Here is an 18,104-nt window from a genome sequence, read left to right on the forward strand (position 1 = left end):
AATTTTTACGCATTAAACTAGCAAATGAATGGCTATAAGCCTAATTTGTGCGGACCAAACAACTCAACATGAATTTTAGAAACCTAATGGCTGCGCTGGTCTTTGCAGCAGTAGCAGGTGTAGGACCTGTTTCTGCACAGCTAAGCCTGCCAAGCCCTAAAGAACATTTCGGCTTTAACATTGGAGACGATTATAAGCTTGCCAATTACTCCCAGACGGAGGCTTATTTTAAAAAACTGGCAAAAATTTCGGACCGTGTGCTGATGAAAGAAATCGGGACAACAGAAGAAGGCCGGAAACAATATGTAATGGTGGTTTCTTCACCAGCCAATCTAAAAAAAATAGAACGCTATAAAGAAATTTCGCAGAAACTGGCCAGGGCGGAAGACCTGACCGACCAGGAGGCTGCAAAACTGGCTAAGGAAGGTAAAGCCATTGTATGGATAGACGGTGGTTTGCATTCTACCGAAATGGTGGCCACGCAACAACTGATTGAAATTTATTATCGTTTGCTGAACCAGAATGATCCCGAAACCTTAAGGATACTGGATGATGTGGTGATTTTAATTTCGCAGGTCAACCCAGATGGACAGGAACTGGTGGCAGACTGGTACATGCAGGAAAAGGACCCCACCAAACGGAATATGAATGTACCCCGATTGTATCAGAAGTATATAGGTCACGACAATAACCGCGACTTCTATATGATGAACATGAAAGAGAGCAGTAATATTGCCAGGCAGCAGTACATAGAATGGATGCCGCAGATCATTTATAACCATCACCAGGCCGCTCCGGCCGGGGCAGTTATTGCCGGGCCGCCTTACCGTGACCCCTTTAATTTTGTGTATGACCCCTCATTGATAACCGGAATTGATGGCGTGGCGGCAGCAATGATCAACAGATTAAACACTGAGGGCAAACCAGGTTATACCCGCCTGAGTGGTTCGGTATATTCTACCTGGTGGAACGGAGGTTTAAGAACAACACCCTATTTTCACAATATGATCGGTATCCTTACAGAAATTGTAGGAAACCCAACGCCTTCAGAAATTCCCCTGGTACCAGAAAGGCTAATCCCGAATAATGCAACCCCATTTCCGGTGCTTCCGCAAAAATGGAAATTCCAGCAGTCAATTGACTACTCAGTTTCTTTGAATTACGGAATTCTGGATTATGCGAGCAGACAAAAAGACGAGTTGTTGTATAATATTTATGTAATGGGCAGAAATGCCATTAAAAAGGGGAACCAGGACAACTGGACCTTACAACCTAAATACATTGCCGCCATTACTTCTGCTTATGAAAAGGATAAAAAAGCAGGCTTGATTCCTAAAGACAGCAGTGGCAGGTCTTCTGGAATCCCGATGAAATATTATGATGCGGTATTAAGGAACCCCGCTTTCAGGGACGCAAGGGCTTACATTGTTCCGGCCAATCAGGCAGATTTTCCAACAGCTGTTAAATTTATCAATACGCTGATCAAATCGGGAATCAGGGTAGAGCGCGCTGCAAACCCTTTTACAGCCGAAGGGAAATCCTATCCGGCAGGCTCTTACATTGTAAAAACCAATCAGGCTTTCCGTCCACATGTGCTGGATATGTTTGAACCACAAGACCATCCAAATGATTTTCAATATCCGGGAGGGCCACCAGTGCGCCCTTACGATGCTGCAGGGTGGACCTTGGCTTTCCAGATGGGCGTTCAATTTGACCGGATATTAAGTCCTTTGGAGACGCCGTTTGAAACCATATCGTACGGGCAGTTGCAATCGCCGCCTAAACAAACACCAGTGCGTTCATCTACAGGTTATGTATTGAGTGCTGCAGTAAATAATTCCTTTATTGCTGTAAATGATCTGCTTAAAGCGGGGATCGAGGTATTCCGTTTAAGCAATGCAGAAGGCGATTTTCCCGCTGGTTCGTTTTTTATCCCGGCAAAAGGATTTGAGCAGCTGCAGAAATCTGCGGCAGATCTGGGGATTCAGGCAGTAGCTGTAAAATCAAAGCCATCAGGAATGATTAAAATTAAGCCGGGAAGAATTGCTTTGTTTGATCAGTATGGAGGTTCTATTCCCTCAGGTTGGGTAAGATGGATGCTGGAACAGTTCCATTATACTTTCCAGGTGATTTATCCGCAAGACATAGATAAAGGGGACCTGAATGTAAAGTACGATGTAATCCTGTTTATCAATGGAGGAATCCCGGCTTTAAGCAGGGCAGGGGGACCAAGACCCAGAGCTGCTAAAACAGAAGAAGTACCAGAGGCTTTCCGCTCCTGGACAGGCAGCATCACGGCCGAGAAGTCAATTCCTCAACTAAAAACTTTTATGGAAAAAGGAGGTAACGTTGTTACGGTAGGCAGCAGCACCAATCTGGCCTATCACCTGGGGCTTCCAGTGAAAAATGCTTTAACCGAATCTAAAACCGAAGGTAAGGAAACCGTCCTTCCTGCAGATAAATTTTATATTCCGGGAAGTATTTTAAGGGTAAACCTGGACCTTTCCCAACCGGCAAACTGGGGCATGAACAAAGAAGCAGATGTTGTTTTTAACAACAGTCAGGTTTTTAAACTTAATGCAGACGCAAAAGACATACAGCCACTGGCTTCATTTGATCAGAAAGATGCTTTAAGAAGCGGATGGGCATGGGGACAGTCCTATATCAAAGATGGTGTGGCTGCTTTTGTTGCCCCTGTCGGAAAAGGAAAACTCTATGCTTTTGGTCCTGAAATTACCTTTAGGGCACAATCACACAGCACTTTTAAAATGTTGTTTAACGAGTTGTACCTGATGAAGTAAAAAGATTAAAAAATAACAATATAAAAGGAGGCCTTTAGGCCTCCTTTTATATTTATTAAAAGTATTTTTGATTAAAAAAATACATGAAATTTCTCAAGTCTTTTGCGTTATTGTTTTTTTGTTTTTCCGGACTTTCTTTAAATGCTCAGCAGGTCATTCCCTTGTACAACGGGCAAATTCCCGGTAACCTGTCTTGTGGTGTCACCGAGCGTGTTCCTGTAAAAGGAGAGGTGGCCGGAGTGACTGTGCCTACATTAACTGTTTTTGTGGCAGAAAAAACCGATCCTTTAAAAGGGGCAGTGTTGATTATCCCCGGTGGTGGTTACGACCACCTGGCCATGACCCATGAAGGTTTTGACGTTGCCAAAGCCTATAATGCAAAAGGCATTACTGCTTTTGTACTCAAGTACCGTCTGCCTTCAGAAAGCCAGTGCTTTGCCGATAAAAAACTGGTGCCTTTAATGGATGCACAGCAAGCCATGGTCATCATCCGTTCGCGGGCCAAAGAATGGAATATTGATCCCCAGAATGTTGGAGTAAACGGCTTTTCAGCAGGTGGACATTTAGCGGCGACCTTATTGACCAGGTACAACATGAACCTGACAGCTGATAAAAATGCCAACCTGAAACCCAACTGGGGTGTTTTGGGATATCCGGTGATCAGTATGGCCGATAGCCTGGGGAAATCCGGGACCAAAAAGAACCTCATCGGTATGGAAGCCAGTGCAACTGAAAAAGAATATTTTTCTGCCGAACGGCATGTTGATGCGGCTACCCCTTTCTGTTTTATTTTTCAGGCCCAGGACGATCGTACCGTTTCTGTACAGCATAGTTTGTTGTTTTATCAGGCTTTGTTAAAAAACAAGGTACCTTCAGAATTGCATATTTTTCCAAAAGGCGGACATGGTTTTGGCCTGCACAATAAAAGTACTTCCGAAAGCTGGTTTGAGCAGATGATACAATGGTTGTTGTCGAATCAGTGCATTACAAAATCCTAGACCAGTTTTTTTGTGTGTTCTAAATTGTTATTACATTTAACATTGCCTTAATATACTCAAGGATTTCGCCTGTTACTTTTGCCATCAGGAGTTTCTTTGGTTAGAGCATGGCGAAAACAATTGAGGATTTATCAGATCGTTTATTACTGGAAAAATACAGCCAGGGCAATACCTCAGCGTATAATGTCTTGTTCAAAAGGTATTACGATTCACTTTACCGTTTTGCCCTAAAAAATGTAAAAGATAGTTTCGCTGCCGAAGAACTGACTATGGATGTGATGCTAGGGCTCTGGAAAAAGAAAGGTGATATTTTTGTAGAAGACGACCTGAAAGCCTATCTGTTCCGCTCGGTTAAAAATGCAGTCTATAACCATTACCGTAAAAAATTATTGCCTACAGTTCCCTTGGAAATTGTTCGTGACGAACAGCTGCTATCGGGTAAAGCGGCGGACCATGAATTGCAAAGCCGGGAACTGGAAAGTGTTTACCGCCAGAAACTGGAGCAGTTGAGCCCTCAGCGGCGCAGGGTTTATGAACTGAGTAGGGAACAAAACATGAGTTATGCAGAAATTGCAAAAGACATGGACCTTTCGGTAAATACTGTAGAAAACTATATGGTTGCTTCCCTTAGTTTTTTTAGAAAACAACTCAAAGAACACGCAGATTATACCCTGATTTTTGCGTTCAGCCTCTTTTTTCTATAATTCTGTATTTTTTTTTCTTTTCCATAGGTGGTCGGTCTTAAAACTGGTGTTTTATCAGTTGTAGGACAATTTATAAACATTGGAAAATAAACACAAAAGCCTGATCCGAAAATATATTCATCAGGAATGTACAAAGGAAGAAATTGAAGAGGTAAAGAAATTAATGCTGCATGCGGGTACGCAGCAACTTTTTGATGAAGTATTGTCCGAAAACTGGAATGGTCCCCAGCCGGCAGAAAATACAAATCTGCCACATTTGAATGAGCGGTTGCAGCAGTTTTATAAAAAACTGGCCGCAGAAGAAGAAAACAGTCTGGAAAAAAACACCAGGGAACAAGTTCAGGTCCGCAAATTAAAGAAAAGGAAGTATTGGTCTTATGCGGCTGTTTGGGCTTTTGTGGTTTTGGCTGCCGGAACTTATGGTATACTGCAATTTAAAAAAACTCCTGTTCAGGAGCAATTGGCTGTTCGTGAAGTAAACAATCCATTGGGACAGCGTTCCAGGGTGGTGCTGCCCGACAGCTCTGAAGTTTTTCTGGGAGCAGGCAGTAAGCTCCGTTTTCCGGAGCGTTTTGCAGCTAAAACCAGGGAAATTAGCTTAGAGGGGGAAGCTTTTTTCCAGGTCACCAAAAATCCGGATAAACCTTTTATCATTCATACCGGAACTGTACAGACCCGGGTGCTGGGGACCTCTTTCCACATAGAGGCTTTTAAAGACTTTCCTTTAACGGTATCGGTTGCAACCGGAAAAGTAAGGGTAGATGACTATGCAGGTCATGTATTAAAATCACTTGCCGTATTGCTTCCGGGACAAAAAGTATCCTACGCTTTTAATAAAGCAATGCAGAGCGAAGTGAATATCGATGAAGTAAAAGACTGGAAAGATGGAAGGCTGGTTTTTCACAGGTCCAGTCTGAAAGAAATTACCACGACCCTGGAACGCTGGTATAATGTGAAAATCGATTACCGTAGCAGCAGTAAATCAAAAGAAGAAATCAGTGTCGTGCTGCAGGGAAAAGAACCGCTCTCTAAAATAATGAAAATATTGGCGGCCACCGGCCATTTCAAATACCAGATCAATTCAAATCATGTCAGGATCAATTAATCTTTTAAATACAGAAAGGATGAATATGTAGGAATTGTTTACCAAACAAACATTCCCTGCCAAAAGGCAGGGAACGAATTTTAATGTCATAAACCGTGTGATTTCGACGTCCTCCGGTTTATAAATCAATTTTTAACAGATCACTCGCTTCGCAGCGAATTAACCAGTAATGTTCAAAAATATGCAAAAAGGATTAAAACCATATCCTTCAATTCGATTTATTATGAAATGCTCTTTAATCCTCATTGCGGCCCAGCTTACTTTTATCAGTATGCTGCTGGCCAGCAATGTGAAGAGTCAGGATCTCGATCATAAAATAGACCTGCGACTGGAAAATGTAAGTGTTGCCCAGGGCCTTAATGCCCTTGGAAAACAAGGCAATATCCATTTCTCCCTCAGAGAACAATCCCTGCAGGCCGTGAAAAAGAATGTTACCCTTATTGCCAGCCAAATCAGTATCCGTGAAGCCATTCAGAAAATACTGGCCAATACCAATTTACAGTATAAATTGGTAGAAGGTTATGTGGTGGTGGACAGTAAACCTGTGCCTGTTATCGTTACAGGGACAGTTGTTGACGAAAAGAATAAAGAAACACTGATTGGGGTGGGGGTTAAAATTAAAGGAACCAATACAGCCGTATCTACAGATGTAAACGGAAAATTCCGCATTAGCATTCCTGAGGGCGGCGCAACTTTGGTCTTTTCTTACATCGGTTACCAAAGCCATGAAATTAGGGTAGATGCCAGTACCAAAGATTTACATATTGCCCTAAAATCTTCTTCTTTTCAACTGGGAGAGGTAACCGTTCAGGCCAGAAGAAAAACCAATACAGAAGCTGCCGTACTGGATGAACGAAAAAAATCGGCCATTGTACAGGACGCCATTTCTGCAGCCCAGATAGAACGCACGGCCAGTATTACCACAACCCAGGCACTACAAAAGGTTTCCGGTGTAACCGTTACAGATGATAAATATGTGGCCATACGTGGCTTGGGAGACCGGAGCGTAATTGGGCAACTTAACGGGGTGCGCCTGGCTTCTTCAGATCCCGACCGGAGTTCTATTCCTTTAGATCTGGTACCGGCCTCTCTATTAGATAACATTACCATTTACAAAACTGTTACACCAGATAAACCAGCTGATGCTGCTGCAGGTATTGTAGAGCTGAAAACAAGATCGGTCCCTGACAGCATGGTATTGAATGTCATTATTCAATCGGGATTCAATTCCAATATCGGAATCGGTGGACAATACAACAGTTTCTTTAACAGTGATATGGGTGTTTTTGGTGCAAAGATCAATCAGAAAAACCTATCCCCGGATTTTCTGAACCTGGCCACCCAATATAAAGGTGGATTAAATCAGATCCAGAACATGATTTCCAACAGTGGGTACAGCCCTGCGGTAAAACAGGAAGTTAACCGCATCAATAATATTATGCAGGGTTTTGATCCTGTGTTGACCACCAGATATAAACAAGCACCTTTAAATCAGCTTTATTCTGCAACTTTTGGGAACAGCTATACCTTGTTTAAAAAACATAAGCTTGGCGTTATAGCCGGAGGAAATTATTATCGCCGGACCACCGATATCGCGGGTGGGGACATTCAACAGTACAGTATTTACCAGGGTGTGGTGACCGGAAATCCACAGGTGAGCAGCCCCCGGAATATTCCAAACTACATTACGCCAAATAACCTTTACATGGGGCGGTACCAGACCTATAAAGAGAATACAGGTACCGAAACACTGAATTATGGTGTACTGGCGGGTTTAACGTATCGTTTTGATCCGCGCAATGAAATCAGCATGCAGTATCTGGGAAGCTGGGGCGGAGAGACCCAGGCCACCAATATGTACGGGGGGTATGAATATACCGGACTTCCCGGTGAAGTAAAAAGTACGGTGTATTCCTTAAAACAGTCCTACCGTAAACTAAATACCTTTAACCTTCAGGGTGAGCATAAATTTCTGGCTTCGGAATACTCGCCGAAACTAAGTTATAACATTGCCAGTTCAAAAGCCGGGCAGAATGATCCCGATTACCGTTTTGTGACGCTTGCCGATTATACACCCAAAGGTGGGGCTTATTATTATCAGCCATCTACCGGTGCTCAGAATGGAACAGAAATGGTATTTACAAAGCATTTGTACGCACTGTCTTCAGGTTATGTAAACGGGTTTGGGGCTTATGGTATTATACAGGCTGAACCCAATGGCCGCCGGTACAGGAACCTGAAGGAAACCAATTACAACTACAAAGCAGATTTATCTGTTCCCTTTAAGTTTCTTGGCCAGAAACAAGAACTAAAAGTTGGAGCGAATTATCTGAACCGCGACCGGGTTTTTACCGAAAACGTTTTGTTCCTGCCAGGTTCTAACTTTTCAACCAATAAAGCGATCCCTCTCTATATGGTATCGGGTAACCTGGACCGCCTGGTGGGACCAGAAATCATTGGTATACGGGCACCTGCCGCAGGTATGGGCGAAGGCGCTTCTCCAGTTGGAGGATTTTTATACAACAGTCAGAAATCGCCAAATAATTATACCGGTTTTTTTGAAACCAAGGCAGGTTATGCCATGCTGGACCTGAAACTGACCAGGGACTTAAGGGTAACTGGCGGGGTCCGTTTTGAATCGACCAACATCCAGTCGGCGGTAGATACTTCAGGTGTATTTCTCGATCCGGCCTTAACTGCTCCGGGCACCAATATCCCATTGACGCTGATCAGTCCGAACTCGGTATACAAAGAAAAATTTAAACCCTATTACTCCTTAAATGCAACCTATAACTTCAGGGAAAAGATGAATTTCAGGGCTGGTTACAATACCACGCTGGCCAGACCAGAGCTCCGTGAAATTACCAATGTATTTGAGTTTGATGCTTTTCAAATGGGATTGGTGGTTGGTAACCCGAACCTGGTGAACCAGTATACCCAAAATCTGGATTTCAGGTGGGAATGGTTTCCCAATAATGGTGAAGTTGTTGCAGTTTCCTTGTTTGGCAAAAGGATTAAAAACCAGCTTTACAAAGTATTTAGTTTGCAGACCAGTGGTTTAGCCGCTACGTATCCGGAATATCCGACCATCAGGTTTGAGAACGACCCCAACATCGGTAAGGTTTGGGGGGTAGAAGTGGAAATTGTCAAGGACTTGGGCCGGACCTGGTACCCGATGCGTAACTTTTTCATTGGTGCCAATTTAATGCTGGCCCAAAGTAACATCAAAAAATCACCGGAAAGACTGGAAGCCAACCGTTCCCTGGACAGGCACACGCCGGAAAACAGCCCTCTGTTTGAGCAGGCACCTTATTCTCTGAACGGCTGGCTGAACTACGACAATAAAAAATCAGGGACCAGCTTAACCGGAACCTTCAATATGGTAGGAGAGCGATTGGTACAGATCAATTTAACAGGTGAACCGGACCTGTATACCCGCCCGGTACCTGTGCTGGACTTTGTATTCAGTCAACGCTTGTCTAGACGGATCATTTTTAAGGGTTATGCTAAAAATATCCTGAATCCATCTATTCAAACGGTGTACGCCAATCCCGGTACGGGAGGCAAGTGGTATGGTAACCAGTACCTGAACCGCAGTTATAAAAGGGGAGCAGAATTTATGATGGGGTTCACTTATAATTTGTATTAACGATGAAGAAATTAAAGAGATTTATAACGTATTTACCCTTAAATCTTGGGTTTTGTGTGCTGCTGGCATTCAGCGCCTGTAAAAAAGACAAGCAGGATTTTAGCTATGATAACCGGGATGTGACCGATGCACGGAAAAATTCATTGGTAAGGGTAATCAACCTGGGCTCATTTAACCAAGTGGTAATGGGTAATGATACCCTGACCAATTATGTAGTGCGCACCACCACAGAACCTTTAAAGATTTATCCTGGAACCAAATATTTTCCTTCTTCTGGCCGGTTAGGGAGCACATGGAACATTCCTCAGGAGTTATTGAAAAGTGGGAAAACACGGTTTATGACTGAAGATATCTCCCAGTACGGTGTGTTGGACAGGCTCAGTTTTGATATCCAGGAAGATGTGGGACAACCGTTGGATTATTATGCACTGATTTCCGACCGGAATGGAGCAGCTCCTGTCCAGAAATTTATCAAAATACCAAGATCTATTGCCTCACCTTCTGATCCGGCCAAATTTAAGATCAGGATACTGAACCTTTCCTCTACTGTGGCAAAAAATGCAATGGAGAATCTGGTGGGACCAATGAGCCTGACCTGGGCAGACGGTACACCGGTAAGTGATAAAACCAGTAACATCCAACCAGGGCAGTTTTCCGATTACGTAGAATTGTCTTATACCACAGCGCAGTTTAAAGTACTGACGGCCTCCGGGATACAGGTTCCGGGTGTGTTTTCAGACCTGATTTTACCGGCAAGTTCTACATTGCCAGGAGGTAGCAGCTGGCCGCCGGTAAATACGAACCTAACGTATACGCCATTTAAAACATATATGCCCGGAGGAGTTTATACCATTGTGATTTCTCCATATTATTTCAGGGTACCGATGCTGAACTCGAACCCTGGTGACGAAACCAAAGACTATCAGAATGGTGTCAGGATCATTAATGACATCAGTGAACCCCTTAATATGACCTATGCAAGGGTACAGGCCGTAAATGCGCTTCCTGCACAAGGAGCAATCCAGGTTACCATGAATGGAAAGCCTCTGGGTGCTGCACTGGAGTATGCCAGCCATACAGATTACCAGGAATACATTGTGGGTACTTATGATGTTGAGGCAAAAGATGCTAAGGGAAATGTGCTGGCCGGTACCAGGCTGAAACTGGATCCGAATAACAACTTCACTTTATGGCTGTATCCGGATGCGGATGGCAAGGCAAAAATTGTTGCTGTACCCAATGATTTAAGCAATATGATCCCGCGTACCGATGCAACTGATGATGGTACCTTTTCAAGATATAAACTGGATTATCCTTTTGGTTTGCGTTTTCTGAACCTGTGTCCGGATATACCTTATGCAACATTTACAAAGGATAACGGACAAGTTTTTTTAGATAGATACAATACAAATCCTAATGCAGTCAATAACCTCAGGCCAGGGATTTTTCCGGTCGAATATCCTTATATCCAGATTCTGCAGGATGAAGTGCCGTACAAAATCATGACCTACCGTTCTGCACCTGCAATCGTTCCGGGAAGCTGGGCAAGTGACGTTCCTGTATTGACAGGGAAAGACCTGATTGCACGACCTGAGTTGTATGTACGCGGAGGCTTACCTAATCATGAACCTGGCATTTATACGATTGCCCTTATAGGGACCACCAAAACTTCGGCACCTGCGGGTCAGAAAGCAAAAATGATTATTGTGAAACATACCAAATAAAACAGATGATGTTAAACCTAAAAATTAAAAACACCCTGTTGTCCGCCTCAGCAGCCCTGTTGTTCTTTGTAACGGGCTGTTCGAAAGTAGAGTATAAAAAAATTGATGATCCGGCTTATCTAAGGGTTTTTAATAACCTCAATTATAAAATAGGAACTGACAATAAAGATGAAATGTTGCCTTTTTTGACTATGCTGATCGATCCGGAAATGGGTCAGGACGGCATTCCGCTAAATGCATCAGTTAAAGGTGATTTTCTGGACCAGCGTGAGCCCTATGCTCCACCTTATCCTTCACATGTAGGTAGCGGTACAACGAAGAACAATCCGGAGTACCCGGGCCGGGAAAATGTATTGGTTGGTCCTGTGCTAAATGGTTACGACCTGAGCAGCTGGGCTCAGATCCCGTCCGGAAAACACCGTATTGTGTTTATGTTCCGTCCAAAAAACCAGGTTCCTTTCTTTGATCTGGAAACCAAACTTAAAAAGAATGTACTAATCGATACGACAATTGTACTGGACAGTAAAGAGGTTTACACTTTGCATGTACTGCAGAAAGATTACCGGACCAAAAAAAACGGTATCTATCTTAGAAAGGAGAATTTCCAGAAACTTCCGCTTTCCGACTCCTTGGTTTATGTAAATTTTTACAACATGAGTTCCAAGGGCTACTGGCAGGCAGATAATGATGCTAAAGGTGCTTCCGCTTTTGGCATGGGCGCTCTTGGTGGCGGACTAAGAGATGAAATGAACATTTTTTTATCCCTATATAAAAATGCCTCTCCGCTGCCATCCGGAAGAATTCCAGGTTATGGGGGAAAGTACCTGACAACACTAAAGCGCAATTCCGAAGTCCTTGAAGTCAGCCCATATTTTAGTTTCCCCTTATTTGCTGACGGGAGTTCAAATGGGATCCGGACAGAAATGTGGCAGCGCTTTGATTTTTTTGCACCCGGAATGGACCTGACCAATAACCCTTATGGTATGAACTCCCCAAACACGGATAACAACTGGGCATCTTTAAATTGTTTTATGGCAGGAAAGACCCCACAGCCCGGAATGGAAAACACGGTTAACTTGCCCAATATGGTAGTGAACATTCATTCAGGCATATATAATCCGCGTTCCTTCGCTACGGTAAACACCATTGAAATTGTTAACGGCCGCGCCTATCTCACAACGATCCAGAGAAAGTATGCCCCACCGGTTTATTAAGGATTTAATTAAAAGAGCAAACAAATGAACATCAAAAAAACAGGTAATACATTACTTTTTCTGCTACCCATATTGCTGGTACTGGGTTTAAGCTCCTGTAAACACACCGACCTGGAAATAGATAAGCCAAATGAGAATTTCAGGCCTGCAGGTGATTTTGTGAAGAACAATTACGACCTGAGTCTTTTTTCGGCTGCCATGGAAAAAGCAGGTTTTACCCAAAAATTAAATGGTACCGGACCTTTTACTATACTGGCGCCTAGTAATGAGGCTTTTAACCTGATCGGGATCACGAGACCTTCCGATTTTGATAAGATGAACCCCGATTCCTTGAAGTTCCTGGTAGGAAGTCACATTCTGGACCGCAGGCTACTGAGCCAGGACATTCCTGTGAACGGTATTGATATCCGATACCATACACTTGCTGAAACAGAAGTGTACACTTCTGTTTTTAGTGGAGCTGAGGACCCTATGATCTTTTTTAACGGTTCCTATGTCAGCAGATTGAATGTGAAGATTGCCAACGGCAACCTGTTCGTACTCAAAAGAGTGATGAAATCGAGTGCAAAAACAACAGTTCAAAGTTGGCTGGCAGCACGTCCCCAATACAGCATTTTTGTGAGTGCCTTAAAAAAATTCGGATACTGGGATGAGCTGACATCGGAGGGACCCTATACCATTTTTGCTCCTAAAAATGAGGTGTTTGAAGCAAATGGGCTTACCGCAGAAGTGATCGCGGGATTGAAGCCCGACCGCTACATCAGGTCCCGCCTGGTTGGCTGCTATGTATTCCGTAAAAAACACTTTTTTGTTTCAGATTTTTATGTCCTTACCCAAATCAATAACGACGGAGGCTATGGAGGTTTTATTGAGGACGATACCTATTTCATGACCATTGGAGCCAACGCAGGTCTTTACTACAAGGGCAACAGTTCCTATTCCATATATGTCAGGACGGCAAAAAACTATCCATATGACCCCGTAGGCAGCGCCGGGTGCGATGTTCCTGCCGGCATAGACAATTTAACTGATAACGGTATTGTACAGGACCTGAAGGGCTTGCTGGTCTTGCCCGAACAAGCATATAAAAATAATTAACCAGACCTAATTGCATTAAAAAGATGAATTTAAAATTATATCAAACAGGGAATGCGTTAAAATTACTGGCCATTTGCCTGTTGCTGCTATCTATGTTTTCCTGCCGGAAAAAAGAATTTCAGCCGGAGGTAGAAGGCGCAAAGATCCCAACCCAGGACATTAACATCACATTGAAGGAAGCACTGGAAACTTCTGCGTTTACCTTGTTTAAGGCCGCATGGAAAAAGAGTAACATGAGCAGTATTCTGGAGAAAAAAGGAAATAAAACGCCTTTTACTTTGCTGGTGCCTACAGATGCTGCATGTGTTGCAGGTGGGCTTACACAAGAGTTTATCAATAAAACAGCACCTGAACTGCTGGATAGTATATTACTGTACCACACACTGATCGGTGCAACGGATGCAAAGACGTTGAGCGGCAGGGGCGAAAATACCATCGGCATGAGTTTGCTGACCAATAAATACCTGAGGGTATACGGATACGAAAACCTGTACCGGACAGATATTTATACCTACAGGCAATATCTGAATGTTGTTGGCCCTGATCTGTTCATTAACAATAAAAAAGCAAGCAGTGCGGTACCGGTACAGACTAAAGATGGTACGTTGTGGCCCATAGACCGGCTTTTGATAAAACCCACCAAAACCATTTACGAGGTTTTAAAAGAGGACGGCCGTTTTGGAATGTACATCAGTATTATGGAAAAGACCGATGAACTCTGGGACGAGATTATGCAAGGGATGGGTGAACGGCCTAAATTCAAACAGGGATTATCTGTTTATTCCACTTCAGATGGCAACCCCAATATTGGGTTTACCTCTATTTTTGCACCAACAGATGCAGCTTTTCGTCTTGCCGGCTTTAAGGATGTAGATGATCTGATGAATTTAAACAATCGGGCCACGCTTCCTTATTTTGATTGGGATACATATACTCCCGTAGGAAATTTTGTAACAGACTCCTTGCTGACCATGCACCGCTGGGGAAAGTTGTTTCAGCCTTACAATCCCAATTCAGGTTCCGGAAATCCAACCCCGGATATTTTTTATGCAAATGACCTGAATAACCGTTTGCTGGCAAATTATACGCTGGTCACTTCCAGAGACGGCAGTTTACCGGTATACACCATGCCATTGGATTTTGGCTTGGATGCCGGCAAACGGGTAACGGTTAAAGCCAAGCAATCGCCTCATCCGGCAGCTACTGTGGTGGAACAGGATATTAATACGCTGATGGGCCCAATCCATGTGGTGGATCGTTTGATCCCGCCAAAGGATTTTAAATATTAACCGCGTAATTTTTAAGAAGAATGATGAAAAATTTTAAATATACATTCCTGCTGCTGGCGATTGCCGCATCTGCTTGTAAAAAGGATAAGGTGGATCAGTTGAAGGACAATAATAAGATTAGTGCAATTGTGGCGGATAATTTTAACCTGTCCATCTACAACACCGCTTTGGTCCGGACAGGCCTGGCAAAACAGGTGGATCAGGAAGGGCCTTTTACAGCCATTGCACCTTCAGATGATGCTTTTGGTCTCGCTGGTTTCAAAACAACTACTGATATTTTATCTGCCGCCCCGGCAAGGATTTCGGCCATTATGAATTATCATATTCTAAATGGAAGATATGAGTTCAATAAACTTCCTTTTTTATTTAACCAGGAAATCAAATCGGCCAACGGGGGTAAACTTTTTGTCACGCATTGGGTTAAGGGACCGGATACCATATTGACGATCAACGGATCAAAAATCTTATCGAAGAATGTTAAGGCCTCCAACGGGCTCATCCAAGTGATTGACCGGGTGCTGGAACCCTATGCTTATAATTATGTAAGTGATGCCATTGCATCCGACCGGAACCTGACCTTGTTTTATCAGGCCTTGCAGCGTGCAGGGTTGCTGGAAACTTTAAATGGAAAAGGGCCTTATACTGTATTTGCCCCAGATAATGCAGCGATGACTGCTTTTGGTTTAAACTCGGTGGAAAGTATTAATCAAATGGACCCGGCTGTACTGCTGCGTTTAATGCGTTACCATATTATTGCTGACCGGAGGTTTATATATGATTATATCCTGAGTACCGGGATCTCGGGGAAAAGTGAGCAATCTATGCTGGATGGTAATTCTGTACAGATAAAGCTCAAGCCGGATCCACAGATTCCTGGTGCGTTTACAAGTATTGAGCTTTTGGGAACAGGAAATACGGCCATGGTACAATTGGGCAGAAGGGACCAGCTCACGGGAAATGGTGTGGTGCATACCATTACCAGCATGTTGAAAATTACACAGTAGTTAAGATTTTAGAAATGATGTTAAAAAATATACTTCACAACATATTTTTGTTTCTGGTGTTGCTGCTTCCTCTAGCAGGCATAGCCCAGGAAACGAGCGGGACGTTAAATGGTACCGTATTTGATGCTTCGGGTCAGCCCTTACCCGGGGCCTCGGTGATCGCAGTCCACCAGCCCTCGGGCACGCGTTATGCGACTTCAGCAGACGGGAAGGGGCGTTATTACCTGCCCAACCTACGCATCGGTGGCCCCTACAGTGTAGAGGCCGCGATGATCAGCATGAACAGCGAAAAGAAAGAAGGGATTACCATCCGTTTGGGAGCCTCTATAGTCTTAAATTTTGCCTTAAAAGACCAGGCGCAGCAGCTGTCCGAGGTGAGCATTAAGGCGACCAAACAAGGCGCCCGTGCCAGTACCTTTGGATCGGGTAAAAACATCAGTGCCGATCAGGTAAAAAACATGGCGACCGTGTCGCGGAGCATCACCGACATCACGCGTCTGGTTCCCCAGGCCACTAAAGACAACAGCTTTGGGGGGACCAACTTCCGCTACAACAACGTGACCATAGACGGGGCGATCAACAACGATGCGATCGGTTTCAGCCCTTCATTGGGCGGCCAGTCGGGAACTTCTGGTATGGCGGGCAGCTCGACGCGGACCAATCCGATATCCCTGGATGCGATTGAGGACATGCAGGTTTACCTGGCGCCCTACGATGTGAAGATCGGAAACTTTACCGGGGGTTCGGTAAATGCGGTGACCCGGAGCGGGACCAATAGCCTGAGCGGTTCGGTATACGGCTTTGGGCGCAATGCCACCTTAACAGGCAAAGACCGTGTAGGCACACTGGGGAAAATGAACAGTGACTTTTACGATTACCAGGCTGGTTTCCGGGTGGGGTTCCCTTTGATCAAAGACAAACTGTTCTTTTTCAGCAATGAGGAAATCACCAAAAGACAAGACCCCGCGCAGCTGAAAGCAGGGCAGAGCGAGACGGCCCAAATCCTGAGCTTGTCGGATGCAAATGCGATCAGCGCTTCTAATCTGATGGCCGCCGGCACTGCAGGGGATTTCAATACCTATTCCAAATCCCATAAGTTTTTTAACCGCTTGGACTGGAACATCAATGAGCACCACCAGCTGGCGGTTCGAAACAATACGATCATCTCTGAGGCAACCCACATGGACCGAGACCAGCAGGACTTCCGTTTCAGCAGCATGGGCTTTTTACAAAAGAACAACCAGAGCTCTACGGTTGCCGAGCTGAAAAGCCGGTTTGAACATGGGCTATCGGGCAATTTGCTGGTGGGTTATACGCGTGTGAACGATTCCAGGGACCCTTTGGGCGACCCGAGCTTGCCACAGGTGCAGATTGCCGGCCGTACGCCCGGTACGACGATTTACCTGGGCACGGACCGTGAGGCGAGTATTTTCAGGATGAAACAACGGACCCTGGAGCTGACGGGGAACCTGAGCTGGAACCTGGGCAAGCATACCCTGACCCTTGGTACCCACAATGAGCTGTATAAGATCAATTACGGATTTGTGAATGCCTGGAACGGCCGGGTAGACTACCTGAGCATAGAAGACTATTTAAACAACAACCCTTACCGGGTACGTGGCGCTTATAGTTACAGCAACAACAACCGGGAGTACATTCTGTCCAATCCCGGGGCCGTGTTCCATGTGAACATGTACAGTGCCTATATCCAGGACGAAATCCGGGTATCCGACCAGCTGAAAGTGATCCCAGGCTTAAGGGCCGATATGACCGACTTGCCGACCAAACCGGACTTGAGCGATAAAGTACAAAATGCCCTGTCTGATCCTTATTTCGGGACAACGTATAGCTATACCCCTTTAAGCCGGATCGGGAACAAGTATTTGAACAAAGTACAGCTGTCGCCCCGGATTGGCTTCCGTTACGACTGGTTTGGGGACCAGCGGCTGATTGTCAGGGGTGGAGCCGGTCTGTTCACCGGGCGGATCCCGATGGCCTGGATAGCCTATGCGTTTTACAACACCGGAGACAGCTTTGGAGGCTTTGACCAGAAAGCGGACCAGAAACCTTTTGTACCGGGGAGTAACCCCCTTAAGGGCGGGGCCAATGGGATCGGGGACTTCATTGCGGCCAATGGCGCAGTGACAGGCAACCGCAACAGCGGGAAAACGCAGGCGGACCTGATTGACAATGGCTTTGTGATGCCGCAGGTGCTTCGGACCAGTTTAGGGGTTGACTATACCACTGCCAGTCAGTGGAAATTCACCCTGGAAGGGATCTACACCAAAAACATCAAAGATGTACTTTTCCAGCAGCTGAACGTGCAGGACAACCCAACCTATTATGCTTATGACACCAAGCATCAGCAACCGGTGTACAGCGGAACGGTAGACCCTCGTTTTTCCAATACCTATCTGTTGAGCAATACGAGCAAAGGTTACCGCTACAGTCTGACCGGAAGCATCAGCAAAAGCATAGCCGATGTGTTGCAGGCTTCGGTTTCCTATACCTATGGAGC

At 44.8% G+C, this 18,104-nt stretch carries 11 protein-coding genes; all 11 read left to right on the forward strand.

Features of this window, described 5'->3' with window-relative positions; translation table 11 throughout:
* The first annotated feature begins 68 nt into the window (after positions 1-68).
* Positions 69-2,801 carry a M14 family metallopeptidase gene (locus tag B0O44_RS11335; protein WP_245943643.1) on the forward strand — a complete coding sequence of 911 codons (2,733 nt, stop codon included), beginning with the start codon at positions 69-71 and terminating at the stop codon, positions 2,799-2,801.
* Between the two features lie 83 nt (positions 2,802-2,884).
* The gene (locus tag B0O44_RS11340) at positions 2,885-3,799 is read left to right on the forward strand and encodes an alpha/beta hydrolase (protein WP_110830349.1); all 915 of its coding nucleotides are present in this window, start codon (positions 2,885-2,887) and stop codon (positions 3,797-3,799) included.
* Positions 3,800-3,906: 107 nt separating this feature from the next.
* Positions 3,907-4,503: an RNA polymerase sigma-70 factor gene (locus B0O44_RS11345; protein WP_110830351.1), complete on the forward strand. Its 597-nt coding sequence runs from the start codon at positions 3,907-3,909 to the stop codon at positions 4,501-4,503.
* A 79-nt stretch (positions 4,504-4,582) separates the two neighbouring features.
* Complete coding sequence (locus tag B0O44_RS11350) at positions 4,583-5,608, forward strand: FecR family protein (protein WP_110830353.1); 1,026 nt, start codon at positions 4,583-4,585, stop codon at positions 5,606-5,608.
* A 223-nt stretch (positions 5,609-5,831) separates the two neighbouring features.
* Positions 5,832-9,257 (forward strand): TonB-dependent receptor, encoded by a 3,426-nt coding sequence (locus B0O44_RS11355; protein WP_245943644.1) that lies wholly within the window; start codon positions 5,832-5,834, stop codon positions 9,255-9,257.
* Between the two features lie 2 nt (positions 9,258-9,259).
* Entirely contained in the window at positions 9,260-10,981 is a 1,722-nt protein-coding gene (locus tag B0O44_RS11360; protein WP_110830357.1) for a DUF4397 domain-containing protein, read from the forward strand.
* A gap of 5 nt (positions 10,982-10,986) precedes the next feature.
* Positions 10,987-12,195 (forward strand): hypothetical protein, encoded by a 1,209-nt coding sequence (locus tag B0O44_RS11365; protein ID WP_245943645.1) that lies wholly within the window; start codon positions 10,987-10,989, stop codon positions 12,193-12,195.
* 24 nt (positions 12,196-12,219) lie between these two features.
* Positions 12,220-13,293, forward strand: a complete 1,074-nt coding sequence (locus B0O44_RS11370) for a fasciclin domain-containing protein (RefSeq protein ID WP_110830361.1) — start codon at positions 12,220-12,222, stop codon at positions 13,291-13,293.
* A 23-nt stretch (positions 13,294-13,316) separates the two neighbouring features.
* Positions 13,317-14,582: a fasciclin domain-containing protein gene (locus B0O44_RS11375; protein WP_110830363.1), complete on the forward strand. Its 1,266-nt coding sequence runs from the start codon at positions 13,317-13,319 to the stop codon at positions 14,580-14,582.
* A gap of 20 nt (positions 14,583-14,602) precedes the next feature.
* Positions 14,603-15,586 carry a fasciclin domain-containing protein gene (locus tag B0O44_RS11380; RefSeq protein ID WP_245943646.1) on the forward strand — a complete coding sequence of 328 codons (984 nt, stop codon included), beginning with the start codon at positions 14,603-14,605 and terminating at the stop codon, positions 15,584-15,586.
* A 14-nt stretch (positions 15,587-15,600) separates the two neighbouring features.
* A partial coding sequence (locus B0O44_RS11385) for a TonB-dependent receptor (protein ID WP_110830482.1) occupies positions 15,601-18,104 on the forward strand: 2,504 nt, incomplete at its 3' end.

Source organism: Pedobacter nutrimenti, from assembly GCF_003208655.1.
Lineage (GTDB): Bacteria > Bacteroidota > Bacteroidia > Sphingobacteriales > Sphingobacteriaceae > Pedobacter > Pedobacter nutrimenti.

What these genes read in the sequence shown, in the direction of transcription:
- B0O44_RS11345 (WP_110830351.1), top strand. Translation starts at nt 3,907, where the DNA reads ATGGCGAAAACAATTGAGGATTTATCAGATCGTTTATTACTGGAAAAA.
- B0O44_RS11370 (WP_110830361.1), top strand. Translation starts at nt 12,220, where the DNA reads ATGAACATCAAAAAAACAGGTAATACATTACTTTTTCTGCTACCCATA.
- B0O44_RS11335 (WP_245943643.1), top strand. Translation starts at nt 69, where the DNA reads ATGAATTTTAGAAACCTAATGGCTGCGCTGGTCTTTGCAGCAGTAGCA.
- B0O44_RS11355 (WP_245943644.1), top strand. Translation starts at nt 5,832, where the DNA reads ATGAAATGCTCTTTAATCCTCATTGCGGCCCAGCTTACTTTTATCAGT.
- B0O44_RS11340 (WP_110830349.1), top strand. Translation starts at nt 2,885, where the DNA reads ATGAAATTTCTCAAGTCTTTTGCGTTATTGTTTTTTTGTTTTTCCGGA.
- B0O44_RS11360 (WP_110830357.1), top strand. Translation starts at nt 9,260, where the DNA reads ATGAAGAAATTAAAGAGATTTATAACGTATTTACCCTTAAATCTTGGG.
- B0O44_RS11375 (WP_110830363.1), top strand. Translation starts at nt 13,317, where the DNA reads ATGAATTTAAAATTATATCAAACAGGGAATGCGTTAAAATTACTGGCC.
- B0O44_RS11380 (WP_245943646.1), top strand. Translation starts at nt 14,603, where the DNA reads ATGATGAAAAATTTTAAATATACATTCCTGCTGCTGGCGATTGCCGCA.
- B0O44_RS11365 (WP_245943645.1), top strand. Translation starts at nt 10,987, where the DNA reads ATGATGTTAAACCTAAAAATTAAAAACACCCTGTTGTCCGCCTCAGCA.